Source organism: Bradyrhizobium sp. CB82 (genome assembly GCF_029714405.1).
GTDB lineage: Bacteria > Pseudomonadota > Alphaproteobacteria > Rhizobiales > Xanthobacteraceae > Bradyrhizobium.
This window is the reverse complement of sequence record NZ_CP121650.1, coordinates 7,105,746-7,127,223: the sequence shown is the minus strand read 5'-3', so window position 1 is coordinate 7,127,223 and position 21,478 is coordinate 7,105,746. Positions and strand designations below refer to the sequence as shown.

Here is a 21,478-nt window from a genome sequence, read left to right as displayed (position 1 = left end):
GGACCCTGCGATGGAGGGCGCTCAAAGCCAGAACCCGCCTCAGGGTAGTGGAATCTCGCCTGCGAAGTAATTAAAGTTTCCGGTCTGGCCAGTGTTCGTGATAGGGAATTCCAGCTGCTTTTCCGCGATCGACCGGCCCTGATCGATGATCGTCATGACTATGGGACCTTCGGACATTTCGAACGCATAGTGGTGGACACCTGCCGGCATCGTTGCCGACCGTCGATGGCCTCCCACGGTCACATCGACCGTTAGAGGCCGAGGCAAAAAGGTCGTCACGCAAATGCAGTCTACGAGGTCTTCCCAGCCCTTGGGGCGCCCTTGCTCGTTGGTGTCGGGAGAGGCTATGCCGTAGGCAGACTTGGGATGGAGGCGATAGAAATAGTAGATTGATGGATGGTCGATGCGCGGGCGCCGCGATGACTTGAACCAATCGATATAATAGCGGCTCGCCTTCAGGAATGCCTCGTGGCTCAGAAGTGGACCCCAGTGGTAATTCCATAGATCCTGACGCCTGATGTCGCCATAGGGCGCGACATAGGTGGATTCGCCCCAATCATTCCACGTAACGATCTCGATCCAGTCTGCCCCCGATTCGATGGCGGCCGTCCATTGTGTCGCCATGCCCTCGAAGCCTCCGCTCTCGAAAACGCGAAAATTGCCGCGCAGGCCTCGATAATATGGGCTGATGCCAATCATCGAGAGTTTGCCCGCAAATTTGCTCCGCGCGGCCACCAGCGGTCCGTCTGTCGGTGGTTTTGCGTAGCCGAGATCGGGGCCGAAAACGAAATAGCCATTGATGTCGGGATGGCCGCGAAAAAGGCTGTCGAGGAATTGCGCCGTCGGGCGGCTGTAGTTCCGCGACCAGACTCTGTCCGTGAGATACTGGTAGTTGGGGACAAGGAATGGCCTTACTCCAGAGGAAGACAGCCGCTCCCTCAAGGCCGCGCCCCATTCTGGCGTGCCCGAATAGGTGCTGACCACTGGACGGCCTTCAACCTGCAGATAGGCGGGACTGGCCGAAAGCTCGATCAGCATCGTTGCGCTGTCACTGACGGGGGCATCGTCGAAGGACAGAAAGAGCTTGAACGATGGGGCAGACCGTTCTGCGGCTGCAAACATCCGCCGACTGATATCAAGATAGTGAGGCTCTCGTGACCAACCCGGCACATTCAGGGCAAACCCATCGAGTCCATAAGTTCTTGCTATAGCGATTTCGTGCTCAAAGTCCTCGACGGTCGCGCCGAGCCCATTCGTAGGGCAACAAACCATGTAGTGGGCGAAGACCATTTTGGGCAAAGATAGCCGATCTTCCGCGCAACTCGTTTGGCTTAGTGCTATCCACGCAGAGACCGTCGCGAAGAGCAGCCGGCCGACAGTGCTCAGCATGATCGTTACCTGGTAAGGGTGTTGATTGCCAGTGAATCGCGGCGGAGTTCGCCAGGGGCCAACGGTTTGAGGGCTTGATACGAATCTCCTAGTCTTTAGGCAAGCAGGGACGCCGTAGCGGCGAATTGGATGTGGGCCTCGGAAAACGCAATATCGTAATCTCAGCCGCCTTCCCACCGCCGCTCCACGGCTTGTCGAAGATCTCCCATTCGATTGCTTCGGATCTCGCCAAGCTGGCGGATGTTCATCGTTTTGACCTGTCGTCGCGTTCTCTTGCGCGGTCTCCGGTCTATCATTTGCGAAGACTGTGGGCCGTCCTTATCGCAGCCGGTGGCATCCTGCGCAACGGCCTGCGCCCAAATCCCTGCCTTTACATTCCCGCAGATGGTGGGTTGGGCCTTGTCTATACGCTTTTCCTGACGGCGCTTGCGCGGGCTTCTGGCCAGGCCATCTTCATTCATCATCATAGCTTTTCGGCGATCGACCGACGGCAGCTATTGATGTCAGTGCTCGTTTCGGTTGCCGGCAGGCGTGCGACCCATATATTCCTATGCCAGCTAATGCAGCGCCGATTTCGCGACAACTACTCCGGCGAATGGAGGGGGGTGATTTCGTCGAACGTGGTGCATGTTCCCGCCACCTCGGAAATGCCCTCCCGCGCCACCGGCAGGATCACGGTTGGTCTGCTGAGCAATCTGACACAGGAAAAGGGACTTCATCTGTTTCTCGACCTGCTGCGGGCTTGCCAGCGCCGCGGCGTGCCGGTCAGGGGCCTGCTCGCAGGACCGATAGAGAACTCCGCGGATGCAGTCATGGTCGAAGCTGCGCGGTCGGAAATTGGCGAACACTTGAGTTACCTTGGCCCCCTCTATGGGGCCGAGAAGAACCGTTTTCTTTCCGAGCTCGACATATTCGTCTTTCCGACGAGGTATCGCAACGAGGCGCAACCCAATGCCGTTTTCGAGGCGATGTCCGCGGGGGCAGCCGTTGTGGTTTTTGCCAGGGGCTGTCTCGGGGAGGATGTCAGCTCCGACTGCGGGGTTCTCGTCGAGCCATCGGCCGATTTTATATCGGCTGCCTGCGAGCAGTTTGCACGATGGAACGAGGATCGAGCAGCACTCGCAGCCGCCAAGACGGCTGCACGCCAGCGATTTGCCGAGTGCAAGGCTGCTGCCGTCGAAGGCTATCAGCAATTGCTTCTCGCAATCGCCGATCGCGAACCGCCCGCTCGCTTGTAGAGCTCCTTCCCTCTCACATTGAAGGTCTGGCAGGGTTCCTTGCCGCGTAGGTTTGACGATAGGCTGCTGTTATCTGCTGCACTGTTGTCGCCATGTCCGGGAAGGTCTCGCGGCTTGCGATTGCACCCTGTCGAAGGCTCTGCTGGAGCGACCGAGAAGAGTAAACTTTCGAAATTGCTTCGGCAATTGCTTCAGCCGATCGTGGCGGAACGACAAATCCGTTCACACCGGGGGTGATCACGTCGCGAGCTCCGACGTGCTCCGTTACGATCGCCGGAACGCCGCAGGCAAGAGCTTCGGTTACCACGAATCCGAAACCATCTTGAACCGAGGGCAAGACCAAAAGCGAGCTTTCCTGATAGAGACGAACGAGATCGCTGCGTCCGAGAGGACCAAGATAGGTGAATTGCCCTTCATAGCGCTTGAGAACCGTCTTCATCTCCCGCCTCATGGTGCCCACGAAGATCAACTCGGCGTTCGCAAGCTTGAGCGCCTTCCAGGCCTCGAGCAGATAGACGTGTCCCTTGATTGGATTGAGTTCTGCAACGCAGAGCACCCGAAAGGGTAAGTCCTTTGCAGAGGTTTGCGCAGGAACGAACGTCTCAAGGTCCGTAGGCAACTGGATAATATCGATGGCGTCCGCCGAAAAGCCTGCGGCAACGAAACTGTCGCGAACCAACCCCGAGAGGCAGAAGATCCTATCGCAAAGCTCGATCTCCGCGAGAGTGTTGATAGTATCAGCGAGGTAGGGGCCAGGCGCGATCGATAAACGCTCAAGTTCGATCCGCATTTCGTGTTCGAAGAACGCAGGATGGCATACGATGGGGTGCCCCAAAATGACGGCGCCCTCCCGTTTGGCCCGTTGCAAAAGGCTCAAAGCTTTCCCTTGGACGACGGCGTGCAGTACTTCACAGCGCTCCCAGGCGGCATGTGCGGCCGCAAGCCATATCGAGTCGTAGAAAGGATATATCGTATTTGCGAAGGCGTGATTCAGGTATCGGGCATGAAACTGAAGAAGATACTCTTTCAAGAAGAGATTCCGCGCCTGGGATCGATCGATTTGAAGACGCGCGGCGTTGCTCGACAATCGCGAGGCGTAATAGACGCGGCCCAGATCCGCGATTTTGTTCAATTCGGGAATGAGCTGAAGCTGCTTGAAATCACCGCAGACCGCAACATTGACCGTCGGTCCGGCGACGTCAGCCATTCTTGCGCCCGCGGCTGGCGACTTCGATAAGTCTCGCTTCGAACTCGCTCAGAATGGTTTCCTTGTGCCAGCGCGCGCATGCCAGCGCGCGGGCGTGCTCTCCCATGCGCATTCGCAAGCCGTGGTCTTTGGCAAGCTTCAAAATCGCTTCGGATAGTGCCTGTTGGTCAGACGGCGGCACTGCAATGCCGGCGCCTTCAATTTCGGTCGCCAGCTGAGTGCCAGGGTATGCCATCGCGACCGCTGGTCTTCCGGAGGCCAGAATAGGAGCGAGCTTGGAGGGTAGCATAAAATCGGAGACCTGGGCCCGTTGGGGTATCAAGTGGATATCTGCGGTCGCAAGCAATTCTTGCATTCGCTCGTCTGGTTGCAAGTCGAGGAACCTCACATTCGATAGGGGAGCCGCGATCTTGACAAGATGCTTCAACAACGCCCCGCCACCACAAAAAACGAACACGACCTCAGGCGCCTTGGCCTGGAGCTCCGCCGCGGCCTGCGCAAGACTCTCGATGCCCTGCTTGGCTGCGATGCTTCCTGCATAGAGAGCAACGATGTGGCGATCCGACAAGCCGAGCTGCTCCCGGAATCGGGTCTGTCGATCGGCTGGACTGATTGCATCCGTGTCGACCCAATTCCGGAATTTTACGGTACTTTCGGGCGCAGCGCCCTTGGTATGCAGCCGATCCATCATGCGAGGCGAGATCGTCGATACCCGATCAAACTTGCGCAAAATGACAGATTCGACGGACATCGCCGCACGCCGGAGATTGCTGCCTGTGAGCATGCCAAGTTCAAAGGCGGCATCAAGCTCGAAGTCTTGAACGTGGAGCCAGCTTGGAGTCCTAAACATTCGCGAAACCGCCAGAGCCATGGGCGCGATAAGAAACGAGGGTGTCACGGCCAGCAGGACATCCGGCCGCAATTTGCGTGCCGAGGCCATCAGCTTGGGGACGCTGGAAATTGCGAAAGAGGCATGGCTCAAGATCCGGCCGCGCTTGCCGGTGGGTACAACCCGGGGCAAATAGAGCGGGCAGCGGCGGACCTTGACCTGGTTCCTGACTTCATGCCGGTAGGACCGGTTGTCGTAACCTTCGGCAAGCACCCAATTGGGGTAATAGGGGTGAGCCGTCACAACTTCGACCGTGTGACCGCGCCCGGCTAACCACTCGCAGAGTTCGCTGGAATATTTCCCGATTCCGGTCAGCTCAGGAGCGTAATTGAGGCCGTACGCCAAAATCTTCATGAAAAAAGGTCAAATTGGGCAGCGCCACCTGCACAAGAAACACCCCTCAGCCTTAGGTTGTGCGGTCAGGAACACCTGGTAAACGCGCAGTAAAACAGGATTCCGGATGGCCCCCACCTGCCGACGACCAAAGGGTCAGCGTAAGCACATCTTTAGATGGTATGTTCCATGAGCGAAAGGCCCATTTTAGAGCATTCCGAACGATTCGGATGGGTGGTTACCAGCAGCCGCAAGAGCGTTTCCAAGATGCCAGATGCAGACAGCGTTCGCGTTCAGGATCTTTCCAGGTATGCAAATCCCAAGGGGCTCCGCGGCCGGTCGGCCCCGTTTGTCCAGTTGTGGTGGATCGTCGAGGCGCTGCTTTTCCGGCCGACGCCGCAGATCTTCTTTGCTTGGCGAAGACTTGTTCTGCGGCTCTTTGGCGCCAAGATCGGCCCAGGTGTACTGATCCGGCCATCGGTGCGCATAGTCTATCCCTGGAAAGTGTCGATCGGAGCGAATTCCTGGATCGGGGACGACGTGCATCTCTACAGTCTTGGCGAAATCGAGATCGGTCATGACGTCGTCGTGTCGCAAGGGACTTATGTGTGTACGGGTTCGCACGATCACCGGACCCCTGACTTTCCAATCTTCGTCCGTCCCATCGTCATCGAACCCGAGGCTTGGGTTGCTGCACAATGCTTCATCGCCCCGGGGGTCAGGATTGGTCGTGGCGCCGTCGTGCAGGCCCGTGCCGTCGTGATGCGGGACGTTTCCGCCGGTACAATCGTGGGCGGTCACCCCGCCGCTGTGATTGGCTCCCGGCGTCCGGATGGGCGCCCGTAAACTGTGGTTCGCATCGGTCATTCATTTCCAGCCAAGCTGCCGCGCCATCTGCGCAAGTATCCGATGACCAGAGAGCACGCCGCCGATTTCGGGCAGAAGGAGACAGATCCCAATTGTCCCTAGGCGTCCGGTCCATGGCAGCAGGATCGCGGCGCCTACGATGCCAAGGAGAAGGCCCGTTGCGTAGCCAAACGAGATCAACCCGACTTGATTGAGAGCGCTTGCCGCAAGGAGTGTCCCGTCGAAATAGCAGCCCAGTAGCGCGACGACCGCGAGCGCGATCATGAGCTCCCAGTTCAGCGGGATATGTCCTCCAGTCCACCGCGGGATAATCGTAGGCGCTAGAACCAACTCTGCCACCAGCAATACCGCAGCGAGCAAAGTCGCATTGCGGAGCATTCCCCGAACCAGCTGACGAACACTTTTCGTTTCGCCGATGGCCCACAAACGACCGATTTCCACCTGGGTCGCTTGCGAGGTCATGGTGGCAAGATTCCTGGCCGTCTTCGTGTACGTGGCCAGAACGCTGAAGGTCGCCAGCGCCACCGGCCCCAGACTGTGCGAGACCAGCAAACGTGGCATGTAGACGCCCAGAATGTTGACGCAGACGTAGATCAGAAAAAAACCCGCAGCCGACCGCCAGATGCGGGTCAGGAATCCAAGATCGAAGTTCGCCAGCGAAAATGAAAGCCATGCCACTCGGCGAAGTGCCCAGACCAAGTGAAGCGTGACGTTCAGCATGGCTCCTGCGAGCATGATTGCGGCGACCGCGAGAGGACCTGCTCCAACACGAAGCATGAATCCGATGCAGACGAGCTCGATCGTCTTGGAGATTGCTGCAATTGCATTCGGCACAGCGGCGCCTTGCGCGGCCGAAAGAGTGCCGGCGAGGGGCTCGCTCAGAAATGTGATGAGTGTGGCTCCTGCAAGGATGACGACCAGAGGCCCCGGCGTAGGCATTTCATCGAGCACTATCCCTGCGAGCGCTCGTAGGTCGACAAGGGCAAGGAGAAATCCTAGAACGATTAGGCCCGCTATGATGCTCGCCAAAATTATGAGGAGCGATGTGACGACGATACACGATGCCTTGCTAAACTCGTTCCGCGTTGATTGCAGAATGACTTCGGCGGCGGCTGCTTGTCCAACTCCGAGATTTGCGATTGCTGCAAAGCCGGCCAGGGCCGCGAGCGCGAGCCATTCACCGTATGATTGGGCCCCCCAGCTAGACAGAAACAAGGGGACGAGAATGATTTGTTCGGCGACCCGAATGGTTCGCGCGAACAAATAGGCAGCGAATGCGCTGCGAATCCGTCGCCGGACAGCGGCGAAGTTAAGGACGACGGTTGTCACTGCGCTTTGTCCCCGAAGCCTCTTACGATATTAATCCAAATTCGGCAAAACTCAGAGAAGCTAAGCGGGAGTCTGATAGGCTAGCTACGCTGTCGCTAGTTGGTATGTCTCTAACAGATCGCAATGGTGGTCGAGAAATCGCAATTTCGATGGTTAATTTGGTTCCGTCTCATCTGCTTGCTCTTGCTAAGAACCTAGTGGCCCCCGCGGGTCGGAGCCCGCGGCGCGTTAGATCTGGTCTGTACAAGGACATCGTGCTCGATCTCGACTTGCGTTCACAGACCCAGATGGTGCTGGGACTTTGGGAGAGGGAGACCTACTCTTTCGTGCAAACTGCCGGGGCAAACGTCCAATGGTTGATCGATATCGGCGCCGGTAGTGGAGAAATGACGCTGCACTTCCTACGCCAGCCCCACTTGATCAGGGCGATCGCAGTCGAGCCGGACCCGGCGGAGGTGGATGCGTTTCGACGCCACCTGAAACTCAATGGATTTTCTGAGGATTCCTGCCAAATCGTTAATGGCCGTATCGGCAGCGGTGAAGGAATGGTGCCGTTGGCGGACCTGATTAACCTTCTGCAGGGTCGGGGCTTCATCAAGATCGATGTCGATGGCGCCGAGATGGAGGTTCTCGAGAGCGCAGGAACCCTTCTCGACGAGGGAAATGTTGCCATGTTGATCGAAACCCACTCGGATCAGTTGGAGACCGACTGCATGGCGTGGCTGCTCAAACGCAACTACAGGACATCGATCATCAAGAATGCCTGGTGGCGACGCATTCTGCCGGACGGGCGGGTGATTGCGCACAATCGCTGGCTGTCCGCCATCCGGTAGATCACCCGACGTGGATCATCCTTGCATAAGTTAAGTCTTACAGGCGCTGCGGGCCATATGGCAGCAGCTGTCCTCGGCGTAGGCTAGCGATGGCAGACCGTTTGGCACGGTTGGAGCGGCCCGGCTGCGGCGCCGCTGGTTTTTAACGCCTATGCGTTGATTCCGAATTCGTATGGTCAAGCACAATCCGACCAGCGAACACAGTGGAGCCGCTGCCATTGTGGCTCGAGCTGCCTTGCGCGCAGAAAGCAGGGCAGCGGCCGGGCTTTTGATTGTCCGGATAGCAAGATCTCGGAGCGTAATTCCCGATGTGGAGGGTTGACCCAGACGGCCGATATGGCCAGATGGGCTTCATACAAGGAAACAGCGCTCGGGCTATCCGCCAGACGTGTTTGATGGGAGCCTGGCTTGGGATGAGAAATCGAGTCGACTTGATTACCGGCGTCACCGGACAGGGCGGCCTATCTCGTCGACAACGGCATCTTGGCCTCAAACGGCATCCTGTTCAATCACGAAAGCCGGTCCTCGGCGAGACCTTCGTCACCCGCAAGATCACCCGTGGCGTTGCCCGCATCGAGGTCGGCTTGGATGCTCGTCCAGGAGATGGTAGCGAGCGATCGAACCGAGGCGAGACGGGAAGTCGCAAATGGCAAACGTTCCCTTTGAGCTGAAGGGCAAGAGCGTCTACGTCGCCGGCCATCGCGGCATGGTCGGCAGCGCGCTGTCGCGCCGGCTCGCGCTGGAAGACGTGAAGCTCTTCACGACGGAACGGAGCGAGGTCGATCTGCGCAACCAGGTCCAGGTGTTCGATTGGTTCGCCAGAACCCGCCCGCAGGTGGTTTTCATCGCCGCGGCCAAGGTCGGCGGCATCGTCGCCAACGACACGCTGCGGGCCGAGTTCATTTACGACAACATCGCGATCGCCGCGAATGTCATCCACGCCGCGCATCTGCATGGCGCGGAGAAGCTGATGTTTCTCGGCTCCTCCTGCATCTATCCAAAGCTCGCGGCCCAGCCGCTGCGCGAGGATATGGTGCTGACCGGCCCGCTCGAGCCGACCAACGAGCCCTATGCGATCGCCAAGATCGCCGGCATCAAGATGGTGGAAGCCTATCGGAGCCAGTACGGAAGCGACTTTATCAGCGTGATGCCGACCAATCTCTACGGCCCCGGCGACAACTACCATCCCGAACATAGCCACGTGGTCGCCGCCCTGATCCGCCGCTTTCACGAAGCAAAGGTCTCAGGCGCTGCAAACGTCGTCGTCTGGGGCACCGGGACGCCGCGGCGCGAGTTTCTCTATGTCGACGACATGGCAGATGCCTGCGTCCATCTGATGAAGACCTATTCGGGCGCGGAGCTCGTCAATGTCGGGACCGGCGAGGACATCACGATCGCCGAGTTCGGCCGCGTTGTCGCTGGTGTTATCGGCTATCGCGGCGAGATCGCCTTCGACACCTCGCACCCCGACGGTACGCCGCGCAAGCTGCTCGACGTCAGCCGTCTGGCGAGACTTGGGTGGCGCGCGCAGACATCGCTCGAGGACGGCATCAGGCGCACTTACGAAGCTTATTTGTCTGAGCAGACGGCCGCCGCTCACTAGCGTCAGTTTCTAGGGGCGCTCCTGGGACCGGCAACAGGCGAGCGAAGCGACCGCCTCGCGGCGGCCCGAAATTGGTGCGAGCAAAGGGCCACGATTTTTGGGCGTGGCTCGAGTCCGGCGGCAAGACGCCACTTTGCCAGGGGATCGATGGGACCGGCGGACCATCGTTCGGCGGTGGGCGGAAGTCGTGGCAGGCGAGTCCAACTCAACTGGGAAAGAGGATAACGACAACGTTGCACTGCCGGCGGAGGATGCGGTTCGTGCGCCCTGAGCTGTCTGGCGGGTAATCAGCAGATCAGATCCGCTTCGGACCGAGGCCGACAGATTGGCGTTATTCGGTGACTTCAGCCTTAGAGCGTTAGCCGATCAGATTGCAAATAGCCGGCGGCGGCGAAGTAGTTCCTAGACTCTGCGGGCGTGTAGGTGTCGACGATGCGCCCGATCGCATCCCAAAGGCCGCCGATGGTCCGTTCGGCGGCCTTTCGCAAGTGTGCTTTGAGCTTGGCGAAGGCGTTCTCAATCGGATTGAGGTCGGGGCTGTAGGGCGGGAGATAGAGGAGCGTGGCGCCGGCCGCCTCGATCATCTTGCGTATGCGTGGTCCTTTGTGGCTGGACAGGTTGTCCATGATGACGATGGCGTGTTCCGGCAGCTCGGGGACGAGCACTTTTTCGACATAGGTCTCAAAGGCGTCGCGGTTGATGGGGCCATCGAGCACCCATGGAGCGATGATGCCGTTCGTGGTGAGGGCGGCTACGCAGGTTGTCGTTTTCCAGTGACCGTGAGGAATGCTGGCCCGCAGGCGTTCACCGCGCCGGCAGCGGCCGTGTGTTCGCGCCATGTTGGTCGATGCCCAAGTCTCATCAATGAAGACGAGGCGATCCCGGTCGAGCTTGTCCTGGCTCTCGCGCCAAGCCTCGCGGTCCTTCAAAACGTCCGGACGGTTCTGCTCTGCGGCATGGGCAGTCTTTTTTTGCGCGTGATCTTGTGACGTTCGAAGAAGCGGCGGATCGTGCCATAGCCAAAGGATAGGCCTTGTTTGCTCAAGCTGTGCCGCAATTCCTCAATGGTGATATCGGGCGACGCCTCGAGCAAAGCTATGATCGCCGCCTGGTGAGCATCGATCCGGTGCGATTTGCGATCACCGCCTTGAGCCTTTGGCAGAGCATCGCCTTGCTCCCGCTCGCGCGTTCGCCAACGGCTTACGCTGGCCGGGCTCACTCCAAATCGCTCAGCAGCCTGCCGGCCTGAAACGCCGCTCTCAATACAGCTAAGAACACGTTCGCGAAGATCCATCGACAACGGTTTCGCCATGCTCGCCGGCCTCCGGTCCCGGCCAACAGCTTGAATCAGGAAACCGCTGATTTGGGAATCCCCAACGATTCAGTAAGATGGGCTACCGCTTTAGACGCGCTCGAACAAGATGTCGAAATAGGCGCCACCAGACGCACGCTTCGCAAACCGATCCTCGCGGTTCACCCGAAAACCAAAAGATTTCAGATAGGAGCATAACTGGTCAACGGTCGCACAATTTCGATACGACTCGAAGTCCGCTGCTTCGGCCTTAATAAATTTGAACTGCCCCAGGAGTTCTTCCGCGCCCCGCAGAACCAGCAACTCCGATCCCTGAGTGTCCAACACAAGGGCATTGTATTGACCAGGATCGATCCTCCACATCTCAAGAGCCGTTTTCAACGTCGAAGAATTGATCGTTATGTCGCGGACGTAATGCACATCCGGCCAGATGTCCTTGTGGCCCCGCAAATCCAGAATAGATGATGACAGGCCATCATTATTCGAGACATGGAAAGTGTAGGATTTGCCATCCGTATCGGCGATCAGCGCATTGATTGCTCGCTGCTCAGGTAAGGAACGGATGTTTTGTCGGAGCGCTTCAAATTGTTCCGGAATAGCCTCTATCCACACAACCTTCAGCTTGTGTCGGGCATAGAGGTCGCGTTCTTGGCCAGCATTTGCGCCGACATGAATCACGCCGGAACATAGTTCCAGATAGGAGTTGGGATCGCCGTAAAGGCGGCGGTAGATGTAGCGGTGCAATCGACCGGCAAGGTGGAGCGGCGCCGTGAGCATGACGAACTCGCCTGTTCTTGTCGCCCGAACAGCCCAGAGGGACAGTTAACCCTCCGCACGAAAACAGGTCAACCAGCTCTACGCATAAGCAAGCCAGTATTCCCAATCGTCGAAAAGAATTGACGGCAACGCGGCAAGCCGGTGCAAGATCAACTGAAGAAGGCCAGAAAGTACAAGAAGGTATGGTCGCGATCGCGCGCATAAATTCGAGCGTTCGAGCAGCGAGTCGGGATGGCGACTCGCAAATGTGGCGGCGTGGAACCCCGCGGGCGCCGGTCGCATCTTTGCAAACCCCGATGAGCGATGGGCTTGACGGGGTCTATGGCGCGGCGCCGTCCGGAGGTGTCGATATGGAAGGGGCAGGCGACACGCGATTGCCCTCGTGAAATAGCCGGAAGTAAGCGCCCGCGATGAGCGCTCACTTCTTTTGTCTCGCTTATGACAATGGCTGGGGCCTACACCGCCGGATTACTCGTGTCGCGTGAAATAGCGGAAGCCGTGTTGCTTGATCAACTCGTCCCGCTTCGCCGATTCAACATCTTCCTTCATCATCTCCCGAACCAGGCTTTCGAAGGAAGTCTTCGGCTCCCAGCCGAGCTTCTGTTTCGCCTTGGTGGGGTCACCCAGAAGGGTGGCGACTTCGGTCGGTCGGAAATACCGCGGGTCCACAGAGACAATGCACTTGCCAGTTTCTGCATCGTATCCCTTTTCGTCCACTCCCGTGCCTTCCCAGCGGATACGCACTCCAACTTCGCGGGCCGCGACATCGACGAATTCTCGCACCGAGTGCTGCACGCCGGTAGCGATGACGAAATCGTCCGGCGTCTCCTGCTGCAGCATCAACCACTGCATCTCGACATAGTCGCGGGCGTGGCCCCAGTCGCGCAGTGCATCGAGATTGCCGAGGTACAGGCGTTCCTGCAGTCCCAAATGGATCCGCGCCATGGCGCGGGTGATTTTTCGGGTGACAAAGGTCTCGCCGCGGACGGGAGATTCGTGATTGAACAGGATACCGTTGCAGGCATACATGCCGTAGGCTTCACGATAGTTCACCGTGATCCAGTAGGCGTAAAGCTTGGCGACGGCGTAGGGGGAACGCGGGTAGAAGGGCGTTGTTTCCTTCTGCGGGATCTCCTGCACGAGGCCATAGAGTTCGGACGTCGAAGCCTGGTAGAAACGGGTCTTCTTCTCCAGGCCGACGATCCGGATCGCCTCTAAAATCCGAAGTGCGCCCAGCGCATCTGAATTCGCGGTATATTCCGGTTCCTCAAACGAAACCGCAACATGGCTTTGCGCGGCGAGATTGTAGATCTCATCCGGCTGCACCTGCCCGACAATCCGAATGAGGCTCGACGAATCCGTGAGGTCGCCGTAGTGCAACCGGAACGCCGGGTCCGGCTCATGCGGATCAAGATAAAGATGATCGATACGATCGGTGTTGAAAAGCGAAGTCCGGCGCTTGATGCCATGGACTTCGTAGCCCTTCTCAAGAAGCAGTTCGGCCAGATAGGCACCGTCCTGTCCCGTAACACCGGTTATGAGTGCGCGTTTTCTGGTCATGCAAGTCTCGTCGATATTGGCAGGTGTTCTTAGCCAAAACCTTTGGTCGGGGCTACCCGAAACAGAGCGAAATTTCCGAGCGGATTGGCCGCTAATGTTAACAGACCCGACATTTTGAAGGCCAAAGTAAGCTCAGACCTGCGGCAAGTAGCGGCAAGGCGAGCGTGTCGGGTGAGCAAGCGGCGGCGGCCAGATCTGCTAACGCCGATCCTGCTCTCTACGCGAAAAGGCAGTGCTCATTGCAGGCGCGCTTCTCAATTTTGCTTGCCAAGAGTTTGGCGCGACGCGAGCCAGCATTATGCCCGACGCCGCTCCCGCAACCTTGGTCATTGCATCTACCAGGCGACGTAGCTGTGATTAAACCGGCACTTGGCCGAGTGATTCCGATTCACTAGTCCAAGCCTACCTAGGTATGGCCACCTCATACCCGTGCGCAATGGCGCCAATCGCGTGCCTGGTGCTACCTGTAAATCCAGAGTGATGAAAAGCAACGGAACCGGTCCTGCAAACCGGCAGTTGCAGGGGAGGGTCGGCGGCGCCGCCCGCCTCGCGTTGCCGCTCAATTGGTGTCGATTGCCACGGTTGGCTGCAGAGAGTACGCCATGAGAAACATCGCCGATCTCCTAATGCGGATTTGGCAAGGGAGCCAGCCCGCGTCCAATACTCAGGTTGCGGCTATGGCCGAAAACCGAGATCGATCCAGCATGGCTGATTTTGTCCGGATCCTGCAGTCCTACGATCAAGACCAGTCCGGCAGGAGTTAGGGGCGACTGCGTCAGTCCGTGATACGATTGTCCGAGCAAAGCAAAGCTCAGGACTTGAGACCGCACCGCGTCCAGTTTCTTGTGTCTGCCGCGTCTGTTCGGGTCAAAAGCGCCGATGCAGGATTGTGGTAGATGGTTTCCCCGCTGACAGCGGACCGCCGAGCGACTTCGCCCCAAGGGCTAATAGGCGACCTCGTTACTCCGTCTGCAACATGGACAACTGAACGTCCATCTCTGCCTCACCCGCGGCCGCAAAGGATCGGCGACAATGTTAGCAAGTTAGCCGTTTAATGGGCAGAATGACAACTGCCTCTTGCAGCCTCAATAGCTGATTTTGCCTGGCGCTTGTCGTGGTCTTCGGCTCTGTTGCCCCACTAGGCCGGCAAAGACCAGCGCGACGACTGCGACCGAGATGACGATGATCGCGCCTGAAAATGCGTAGATGGTCGGCGAGGCACCCGAATTCATCGCGGCGAACATATAAAGCGGAAGCGTGTTTTGGCGACCGGCGAGGTAGTAGGCGCGCGCCTGCTCGTTTAGTGAAAGGAGAAATGCAAAGACGAAGCTTGAGATGAGATTGGTGCGCATAAGCGGCAGGGTTATGTCGACGAAGGCCCGTATCGGCCCGGCGCCGAGGTCGCGGGCGGCCGCGATGGTGCTGGGCCTGACCGCCGACAGGCCGATGAGCGAGACCACTGCGGCGAACGGCAGCGTCCACAGAAGATGTCCGATTGCTATGGTGACCCAAGAGGGGGCGAGACCGACAACTCTCAGAGTCGCCGACAGGCCGAGGCCCTCAATCGTACCCGGGACGAACATGGCCGAGAGAATGACGAGGAGGAATACGCCGCGCAGGCGCTTCATCTCCCGGTAGGCGAGCGCAGCAGAGAGGCCGATCGGCGTCGCCAGTGCGGCTGTTGCGAGCCCGACCAGCGCGCTTTCCTTGAGAGCCCCGGCGAGGCGGCTATCGTCGAGAAGCGCGAAATACCATTTGAGGCTATAGCGGCTCGGCGGAACGAGTCCAAGCTGCGCATCCGGGTTCAGCGATGCAAGCAGCAGGTACAGTGCCGGCGCATACATGATTGCCAGGCTCAACGCCGTGATAGTAGTGAACAAAAGCCGGCCGCCGCTGGTGCGTCCCGTGACGATTGCATCGAAGCTCATATGCCGAGGCTTTCGAACAAGCGCGACAGCCTGAGCGCGCGATTTGCGATGATGATGAGGACGGTAAGCAGAGTAGTGACAACCGTAGCGATTGCGAAGGCGAGGGGAAAATTCACCACTCTCAGTACATCGTTGATCATGATGGAAATGGACGAAGCCCCAGCCCCTCCAAGAAGCTCGATCTCCATCGATGCGCCAACGGCGACGACGAATACGAACAGGAAGCCCGCCACGATTCCTGGCAGGACGAGCGGTAAGACGATGGTTGCGAGCACGGTCCAGAAGCCTGCACCAAGGTCCTGGCTTGCACGAATCACTGAATGTTCGATCCGCGCGAATGCCAGCACAATGGGAACTATCGCGAATGGCAGATAGGCGGCGACCATGCCCAGCACGACCGCAAAATCGGAGAACAAAAGCCATTCGACTGGAGTCGCCACAATTCCAAGGCTCATTAGTGCGTTGTTGATAATGCCCTGCCGACCAAGCACGAGGCGCCATGCAAAGGCGCGCACGAGGCCGCTCGTGAAGAATGGAATGGTGAACAGTGCGAGGAGGAGCGCAGCCCGGCGCGGTCCGCTCAACAGACCGATGACCGCCGCGGCCGGAACCGCGAGCAGCGTGGAAGCCGTAGCCGTCAGTGCGGCGAGGCCCGCCGTGCGCAGAAAGACGGTTGCTCGTCCGTTCTCGAGGAGGGCCGCATATGACGCGAACGACCAGGCGGGCTTGATCCAGTAGGTGTCGGGATCGAAGCTCCAGAAACTCCACGTCGCGATCAGTACCAGCGGAATGAAGCCCACCCCAACAAAGACCGCGAGCGACGGGAGCGCGAGGAGGAAGCCCGCCGGCCGCCAGCGGACTCCCAGGCTTTCGTCAGGCCCCGGTTCGCGAGGCACTAAGCGTTCCTCAACCTCTGCCACCATGTTTCATAGAGCTGGAAATTGTCCGGCCGGGTGTTTTGCCAATAGACCTTGCCGGCAAACTTTTGCTTCACATGCTCGGCCAGTTCCCGGACGTCCGCCGGATCGAAAGCATTCGCATGAGTCGTCGCGTAGGCGACGTTGTTGTCGGTGGGAACGACATAGCCGCGCAGCAGGCCGAGTTTACAGCCGTAGAATCCCGAGAGAAGGGCATTGACCAACTGATGGGCCGTCTTTGTACGCCCACGGACCACCGCGCCCTTCAACAGGATGGTATTGTTAGCCCATCCCTCGTAGCCTTCCTTCGGCACGGCATAATAGCAATCAACACCCCGCTTCCGCGCGGCATAAACAATGGGTTCCCAACCGGTCATCACCCACACCTCCTGGTTGGCCACGAGCTGGAGACCCTGTTCCCAACCGTTCCAGAATGTTCGGAACTGGCGCTCCCGCTTGTGCTTGATCAGGAATTCCATGACCAGCCCGAGCTCGTCAGCGGTCAGGTTGCCGGGCTCGGCGATCTTCGCATTCTCTGAGTTCTTCAGATAAATGGCGGCAAAGGTGACGCTGTTGATCCAGGCGTCTTCCATTGCGGTCTTGCCTTTCAGCTTCGGATCAAAGATGACGCCGTAGCTGTCGACGCTGCCAGCCTTGTCCCTTATGGCAATGATGGAATCGGCATTGATGACGGTCGGAATTCCATAGATCTTGCCATCGTGGGTTAGGTAAGGAATGTCCTTCGCCCACTGCCACACGCTCGCATAATTTGGGATTTGCGAAATGTCCCAGGGCGCAATCAGACCGCGTTTCGCCAGTTCCTTTTCGCTGCCTCCCTGCAGGCCTCCGACATCATAAATGTCGGTTGCGTTGCCGGCCGCCAGCTTGGCAACGACCGGCCCCGGGTCATTGCCGTTATCGGTGAAGTCGACTTTGACGCCGCTGTCGTTTGCGATGGTCCTCCAGCCGTCGTCGCCGATATCGAGCGTGCCGGTTGCCCAAAAATTGATCTCATCTAACGCTCGGGCGGCGCGCGGTAGGCCCAAACTTCCGACTGCCAGCGCGCCAGCACCAAGAACACCGTTCTGAACCAGCTGGCGCCGTGTCAATTGGGCGAATACACCCGGTGGAGAACCATTCCCGATGCTGTGCGCCATTGTCCAAGCTCCTCGGGAGCTTCCCAGCTTGATGCATATCATAATTCAGGCGCCTTTGCAGAGGCGGCGCTCGGCGGATATCAGGGCTCGACCAGCGTGTCCGGTAGCAACAGCGGCTTCATGGGTTCCCAAACAATCTCGATGCTGCTGCCTGATGCGGGTACCGCGACACCCGGATCTGCGGAGATGAGAAATTTGAGCGCTTGACCATCAACCAAGCGGCTCTCAACCTCGACGTCTCGGCCCTTGTAGGCGGTGGAAATGACCGTGAGCGGCCCGAGATCACTTCGCTCTTTTGGGTGTGCGATCCTGATCCGCTCGGGTCGGAGGACCAGCACATAACCGTCCGCCGGGTCACGGCTGACGGGCGGTTCGCAGCGGATATCTCGTCCAGCAACGCGCGCATGCCAGTCGGCAATGCCGGAGTCGACGCGCTCTGGCTTCAGTATTGCGTCGAACCCAATGAACCGCGCGACGAAGGCATTGGCCGGTCGTTCGAAGACGTCGCGTGGCGTACCAATCTGTTCGATGCGGCCCGCTCGCAAGACTACGATTCGATCGCTTAGAGACAGAGCCTCATCCTGATTGTGAGTGACGGCAAGGATGGTCGCGCCGAGCCGTCGGTGCAGACGACTGATCTCGCCGCGCAGTTGCTGACGCAATCGCTCATCGAGCCCCGTCAACGGCTCGTCGAGCAGAAGAACCGCAGGGTCAAGCACCAGCGCTCGGGCCAGCGCCACGCGTTGGCGCTGGCCTCCGGAAAGCTGGTGTATGCGGCGTCGTTCGTAGCCTTCAAGGGCAACGATAGCGAGCATCTCCGCGGTGCACTTGCGCCGCGTGGCTGGGTCGACGCCGCGCACCTTGAGACCATAGCCGACGTTCTCGGCAACAGTCATGTGCGGAAACAGGCCGAGGTCCTGAAAGATCGTGTTGCATGGCCGCTTGTTGGGCGGAAGCGCCGTCATGTCCGTACCTGTGAAGAGAATACGGCCTGCGGTCGGCTGCAGGAAGCCACCGATCATTTGTAATATCGTGCTCTTGCCGGAGCCGGAAGGCCCCAGCACCGTGACGAAGCTTCCCTCCGTCACCTCCAACGAAATGTCGGACACGACAGGTTTGTCGTAGACCTTGGTTACACGATCGAGCGCTATGGCGGCTGGCGAACTCATCCGGCCTCCTCGTTCGCCAGAAAACCGAAACGGTCAATGGCTGACGTTGCGCGCGTGTGCAGTATCCAGCAACCCGACCGGCAGAACGAATTGGACGCGCGCGCCGGTCTTGCCGTCTGACGATGCCGAAAGTTGACCGCCGTGACGCTGAACGATCATGCGGCAGATCGCGAGGCCCAATCCCATTCCATTCGCTTTGGTCGTGACGAATGCATCAAATATGTTGTTCAGACGTCCAGGATCAATCCCAGGTCCTGAATCCTCAACTGCGACCACGATTGTGTTGTGGTCCCGGGGCTGTGTGCTCACCCGCAGCAGGCGTGATTTATCCGTTGTGGTGGCCATGGCATCGATTGCATTGTTGACCAGGTTGAAGACGACTTGTCGCAACTGACCCTGATGCCCGTCGACCAGCGGCAGATCGGACGCAAGCTCGGTTTCGGTCGCGACGCCGTGATCCCTCAACTGGCCGTGAAGCGATTGCAGCACGCCACGTGCAATCTCGTTGACATCGACCGGTCGTCTGCTGTGATCGACTTTCTTAAACAGGGCGCTGATGCTGTCGAAGACCTCGCTCGCATGACGGCAGTCGGCGATGATCCCATTCAGAATCGCCCGCAACTCGTCAAGATCGGGCGGCGTCATTTCAAGAAATCTTATTGCCGCAAGGCCGCCTATCGCGATGGCCCCCAGGGGTTGGCGTACTTCGTGGGCGATGGATGCTGTCGCCGCCTCGACATTCAGCAGTTTGTTGTCTCGTTCGCGCTGCAGCGTCTCAACCGCCTCGCGCAGGGCGCGTTCGGTCCGTCGCAGGTCCGTTATGTCTGTCGAGATGCCGCAAATTCCCTGGACTTCGCCGTCGTCTGAAATCAGCGGCACCTTCTTGGACAGGAGCAACCGGTCACCTGCAGGTGTCTTCGACATTTCCTCGGATTCCGACAGCTTGCCCGTCATCATGGCCGCAACGTCATTGGCTCGATACTGCTGAGCGATTTCTATCGGAAAGACGTCAAAGTCTGTTCTGCCGAGGCACTGCTCCCGAGTCACGTTGCACAGCAGCTCCATGCCTCGGTTGAGGAAGGTATAGCGACCATCTTTGCGTTTGGCGTAAATGCTCGCGGCGCTGTTTTCGAGGACGGTGTGCAGGAGCAGATGGTTTTCTCGCAACGTCTCGTAGAGCGTTTCGATCCGCTGCCTCACATCTGCAAAATGCTTGCGTGCCTTTGGCTCCGCGAGATCCGCCTCAAGAGCATCAATCTCTCGCTTCAGTGCGGCATAGTGCGCTTCAAATTCCGGTTGCAACATTGGGACGCTCGCGCCAACCGGTTTCACGACCTCATATCGAAGCACCCACCGGAGTCCGCCTTGCGGCCGCCACGATGACGCTGATGCTTAAAGGTAGAAAGTTACTACGATTTTGGCGAATATTCAATCTGGCGCGCGGATCGGCACGGAGGTTTTGCTGATGGTAGGTTCGTACCAAGACTCAGCCGCATTGCGAGCCTGCGTGATTGGTTGTGCAGCGGACGAAGGTAGGGTCGCGACGCCCATTGGCGAAGAATGATTGTTTTGCAACCGCGCGCCCACATGTGCAAAGCCGATTGGTCCACAATCGCCGGTCCGCGGCGCGAGGGTGTGGGTTGGGTGGGAGGGGCGGGTGCGAGGCGCCAATAGCCCTGATGAGCCAGCGCTTCGCTCTGCGGCAACTCTGGCCTCGTCGACTCCCAGCCTTGTACAAATACCACCAGTGTTCTAAAACAACCCAGCAATGGCAAAAAAAGCTCTCATTGCGATTGTCGACGACGATCAATCAATTCGCCGCTCAACGACAACGCTCATGACGGCGTTCGGATTCGCGGCTCGGGGTTTTGCGTCGGCTGAAGAGTTTCTGCAATCGCCCGAACTCGGCGAAACGTCCTGCGTCATTTCCGATGTTAACATGCCAGGCATCGGCGGTCTCGAGTTGCAGAGCCGATTGGCGTCCACACATCGTCGAACACCTGTCATCTTTATTACCGCTTTTCCGGATCCTCGAATCCAGGAGCGGGCGCTCGCGGGCGGGGCCATCTGCTTTCTCACGAAGCCTTTCGACGGAGAGACACTCCTTCAATGTGTCGACCGCGCCCTCCACCAGTCCAACAGTTGAGCGCATTTCTCACGGGCATTCTGGCGAGCCGAGCGCCACACTCAGCAAGCTCTCGGGCGGGCCCCGAAGAGGCCACGCTTGGTCAACAGCGCCGTTTGGACGGTCGTCCGCTTCCGGTCTACCCCGATAAGCCGACGAATTAGCGCTTCACCCGGCCCTCGCGTTTGGGGCACAGAAGCCGACATACGGTTTCTACCGATCGATGAATAAAGGTTTGGCGTATTCCTCGCCATCACACGGATTCCGCTATTTAAGCCGGACAGTCTCCCGCCAAAGCGTCCAGATCCAGCCAACGAAGGTCGCGACCAGCACGGGATAGGCGTAGGTTGGCATCGGTGCGGACGTTGGCTGTAGCGGCTCACCCCAGAAAATTCTCGCCGCAGTGACAATAAACAGGATCGCGCTCACGATGCCGAGGATTCGGATCGGCATCGCGAATAGCTTTGGAACGCTGACAAGGAGGAGCGCCGTCCCCCAAAGAGCGGTGCCAGCGGCAAACGCCGGGATGCTACCGGTAAGACCTGCCGCCGGGGCCGAAAGCAGGATCAGCCCCTCGCCGATGGCAAAGACCAGAAAGCCGCCGGCCACAACGTCATTTCCCGTTCGAAAGTATTTTGTGGCGAGCATTGCTGCGGCCATCACAAGTCCCGCGCCGTCGATCGCCCACAGGATTCCCTGCACATTTTGTCGCGTTACCATGGCCCCTGCCATGCCCAGAGCCCCACCAAGTGCAAGGCCCACGGCAGCGATAACATTGATCGAACGATGCATGTTGTCCTCCCCGGCCGTCCAACAAAACTATGCTGCCGATAATGGGAGAACAA

Annotated in this window: 18 protein-coding genes and 1 pseudogene; 6 read left to right on the top strand and 13 right to left on the bottom strand. The window is 58.7% G+C overall.

Annotation, left to right across the window (positions count from 1 at the left end):
- Positions 1-39: 39 nt before the first annotated feature.
- Complete coding sequence (locus tag QA640_RS34505) at positions 40-1,389, bottom strand: endo-1,3-alpha-glucanase family glycosylhydrolase (RefSeq protein WP_283037259.1); 1,350 nt, start codon at positions 1,387-1,389, stop codon at positions 40-42.
- 131 nt (positions 1,390-1,520) lie between these two features.
- Here QA640_RS34505 and QA640_RS34500 point away from each other — a divergent pair, with 131 nt between their 5' ends.
- A complete protein-coding gene (locus QA640_RS34500) occupies positions 1,521-2,627 on the top strand; it encodes a glycosyltransferase family 4 protein (protein ID WP_283042972.1) in 1,107 nt (368 codons plus the stop codon).
- 13 nt (positions 2,628-2,640) lie between these two features.
- On the opposite strand, the gene QA640_RS34495 is transcribed toward QA640_RS34500, so the two are convergent.
- Both QA640_RS34495 and QA640_RS34490 read right to left on the bottom strand, forming a co-directional pair.
- Positions 2,641-3,834, bottom strand: a complete 1,194-nt coding sequence (locus QA640_RS34495) for a glycosyltransferase (RefSeq protein WP_283037258.1) — start codon at positions 3,832-3,834, stop codon at positions 2,641-2,643.
- Positions 3,827-5,077, bottom strand: a complete 1,251-nt coding sequence (locus QA640_RS34490; protein WP_283037257.1) for a WcaI family glycosyltransferase — start codon at positions 5,075-5,077, stop codon at positions 3,827-3,829. The genes QA640_RS34495 and QA640_RS34490 overlap by 8 nt, the downstream gene beginning before the upstream one ends.
- 168 nt (positions 5,078-5,245) lie before the next feature.
- On the opposite strand from QA640_RS34490, the gene QA640_RS34485 reads away from it, so the two are divergent.
- Entirely contained in the window at positions 5,246-5,902 is a 657-nt protein-coding gene (locus tag QA640_RS34485) for a WcaF family extracellular polysaccharide biosynthesis acetyltransferase (protein WP_283037256.1), read from the top strand.
- A gap of 21 nt (positions 5,903-5,923) precedes the next feature.
- On the opposite strand, the gene QA640_RS34480 is transcribed toward QA640_RS34485, so the two are convergent.
- Complete coding sequence (locus tag QA640_RS34480; protein ID WP_283037255.1) at positions 5,924-7,252, bottom strand: hypothetical protein; 1,329 nt, start codon at positions 7,250-7,252, stop codon at positions 5,924-5,926.
- A 254-nt stretch (positions 7,253-7,506) separates the two neighbouring features.
- Between QA640_RS34480 and QA640_RS34475 the strand changes: the two genes are divergently transcribed.
- The 3 genes and pseudogenes from QA640_RS34475 (at position 7,507) to QA640_RS34465 (ending at position 9,688) form a co-directional block, all read left to right on the top strand.
- Complete coding sequence (locus tag QA640_RS34475; RefSeq protein ID WP_283037254.1) at positions 7,507-8,085, top strand: FkbM family methyltransferase; 579 nt, start codon at positions 7,507-7,509, stop codon at positions 8,083-8,085.
- Between the two features lie 477 nt (positions 8,086-8,562).
- Positions 8,563-8,675, top strand: a pseudogene (locus QA640_RS34470) (GDP-mannose 4,6-dehydratase); the annotation flags it as partial.
- A gap of 56 nt (positions 8,676-8,731) precedes the next feature.
- Entirely contained in the window at positions 8,732-9,688 is a 957-nt protein-coding gene (locus QA640_RS34465) for a GDP-L-fucose synthase (RefSeq protein WP_283037253.1), read from the top strand.
- Between the two features lie 350 nt (positions 9,689-10,038).
- Here QA640_RS34465 and QA640_RS34460 read toward each other — a convergent pair.
- The 8 genes from QA640_RS34460 to QA640_RS34425 all read right to left on the bottom strand — a co-directional run bounded on the left by QA640_RS34460 (position 10,039) and on the right by QA640_RS34425 (position 19,813).
- Positions 10,039-11,000, bottom strand: a protein-coding gene (locus tag QA640_RS34460) for an IS630 family transposase (RefSeq protein ID WP_283037252.1) whose coding sequence is annotated in 2 segments (ribosomal slippage) — positions 10,039-10,664 and positions 10,664-11,000 — 963 coding nt in all. Because the reading frame shifts where the segments join, the coding sequence is not laid out codon by codon here.
- Between the two features lie 90 nt (positions 11,001-11,090).
- Positions 11,091-11,777 carry an FkbM family methyltransferase gene (locus QA640_RS34455; protein ID WP_283037251.1) on the bottom strand — a complete coding sequence of 229 codons (687 nt, stop codon included), beginning with the start codon at positions 11,775-11,777 and terminating at the stop codon, positions 11,091-11,093.
- Between the two features lie 468 nt (positions 11,778-12,245).
- A complete protein-coding gene (gene gmd / locus QA640_RS34450; RefSeq protein WP_283037250.1) occupies positions 12,246-13,337 on the bottom strand; it encodes a GDP-mannose 4,6-dehydratase in 1,092 nt (363 codons plus the stop codon).
- 1,085 nt (positions 13,338-14,422) lie between these two features.
- Positions 14,423-15,265 (bottom strand): ABC transporter permease, encoded by an 843-nt coding sequence (locus QA640_RS34445; RefSeq protein WP_283037249.1) that lies wholly within the window; start codon positions 15,263-15,265, stop codon positions 14,423-14,425.
- Positions 15,262-16,188: an ABC transporter permease gene (locus tag QA640_RS34440; RefSeq protein WP_283037248.1), complete on the bottom strand. Its 927-nt coding sequence runs from the start codon at positions 16,186-16,188 to the stop codon at positions 15,262-15,264. Before QA640_RS34440 ends, QA640_RS34445 begins: the two co-directional genes overlap by 4 nt.
- On the bottom strand, positions 16,161-17,339 hold the full coding sequence (locus QA640_RS34435; RefSeq protein WP_283037247.1) for an extracellular solute-binding protein: 1,179 nt from the start codon (positions 17,337-17,339) through the stop codon (positions 16,161-16,163). The genes QA640_RS34440 and QA640_RS34435 overlap by 28 nt, the downstream gene beginning before the upstream one ends.
- Positions 17,340-17,419: 80 nt before the next feature.
- The gene (locus tag QA640_RS34430) at positions 17,420-18,508 is read right to left on the bottom strand and encodes an ABC transporter ATP-binding protein (protein WP_283037246.1); all 1,089 of its coding nucleotides are present in this window, start codon (positions 18,506-18,508) and stop codon (positions 17,420-17,422) included.
- A 33-nt stretch (positions 18,509-18,541) separates the two neighbouring features.
- A complete protein-coding gene (locus QA640_RS34425) occupies positions 18,542-19,813 on the bottom strand; it encodes an ATP-binding protein (protein WP_283037245.1) in 1,272 nt (423 codons plus the stop codon).
- A 463-nt stretch (positions 19,814-20,276) separates the two neighbouring features.
- Between QA640_RS34425 and QA640_RS34420 the strand changes: the two genes are divergently transcribed.
- Positions 20,277-20,654 (top strand): response regulator, encoded by a 378-nt coding sequence (locus tag QA640_RS34420; protein ID WP_283037244.1) that lies wholly within the window; start codon positions 20,277-20,279, stop codon positions 20,652-20,654.
- Positions 20,655-20,900: 246 nt separating this feature from the next.
- Here the strand turns inward: QA640_RS34420 and QA640_RS34415 are convergent, their stop codons facing one another.
- Positions 20,901-21,425 carry a hypothetical protein gene (locus tag QA640_RS34415; protein WP_283037243.1) on the bottom strand — a complete coding sequence of 175 codons (525 nt, stop codon included), beginning with the start codon at positions 21,423-21,425 and terminating at the stop codon, positions 20,901-20,903.
- Positions 21,426-21,478 lie beyond the last annotated feature (53 nt).

Bases quoted from the DNA above. Each gene is read 5' to 3' on its own strand.
- QA640_RS34505 (WP_283037259.1), bottom strand. From the start codon at position 1,389: ATGCTGAGCACTGTCGGCCGGCTGCTCTTCGCGACGGTCTCTGCGTGG.
- QA640_RS34495 (WP_283037258.1), bottom strand. From the start codon at position 3,834: ATGGCTGACGTCGCCGGACCGACGGTCAATGTTGCGGTCTGCGGTGAT.
- QA640_RS34490 (WP_283037257.1), bottom strand. From the start codon at position 5,077: ATGAAGATTTTGGCGTACGGCCTCAATTACGCTCCTGAGCTGACCGGA.
- QA640_RS34485 (WP_283037256.1), top strand. From the start codon at position 5,246: ATGAGCGAAAGGCCCATTTTAGAGCATTCCGAACGATTCGGATGGGTG.
- QA640_RS34465 (WP_283037253.1), top strand. From the start codon at position 8,732: ATGGCAAACGTTCCCTTTGAGCTGAAGGGCAAGAGCGTCTACGTCGCC.
- QA640_RS34455 (WP_283037251.1), bottom strand. From the start codon at position 11,777: ATGCTCACGGCGCCGCTCCACCTTGCCGGTCGATTGCACCGCTACATC.
- gmd (WP_283037250.1), bottom strand. From the start codon at position 13,337: ATGACCAGAAAACGCGCACTCATAACCGGTGTTACGGGACAGGACGGT.
- QA640_RS34445 (WP_283037249.1), bottom strand. From the start codon at position 15,265: ATGAGCTTCGATGCAATCGTCACGGGACGCACCAGCGGCGGCCGGCTT.
- QA640_RS34440 (WP_283037248.1), bottom strand. From the start codon at position 16,188: ATGGTGGCAGAGGTTGAGGAACGCTTAGTGCCTCGCGAACCGGGGCCT.
- QA640_RS34435 (WP_283037247.1), bottom strand. From the start codon at position 17,339: ATGGCGCACAGCATCGGGAATGGTTCTCCACCGGGTGTATTCGCCCAA.
- QA640_RS34430 (WP_283037246.1), bottom strand. From the start codon at position 18,508: ATGAGTTCGCCAGCCGCCATAGCGCTCGATCGTGTAACCAAGGTCTAC.
- QA640_RS34425 (WP_283037245.1), bottom strand. From the start codon at position 19,813: ATGTTGCAACCGGAATTTGAAGCGCACTATGCCGCACTGAAGCGAGAG.
- QA640_RS34420 (WP_283037244.1), top strand. From the start codon at position 20,277: ATGGCAAAAAAAGCTCTCATTGCGATTGTCGACGACGATCAATCAATT.
- QA640_RS34415 (WP_283037243.1), bottom strand. From the start codon at position 21,425: ATGCATCGTTCGATCAATGTTATCGCTGCCGTGGGCCTTGCACTTGGT.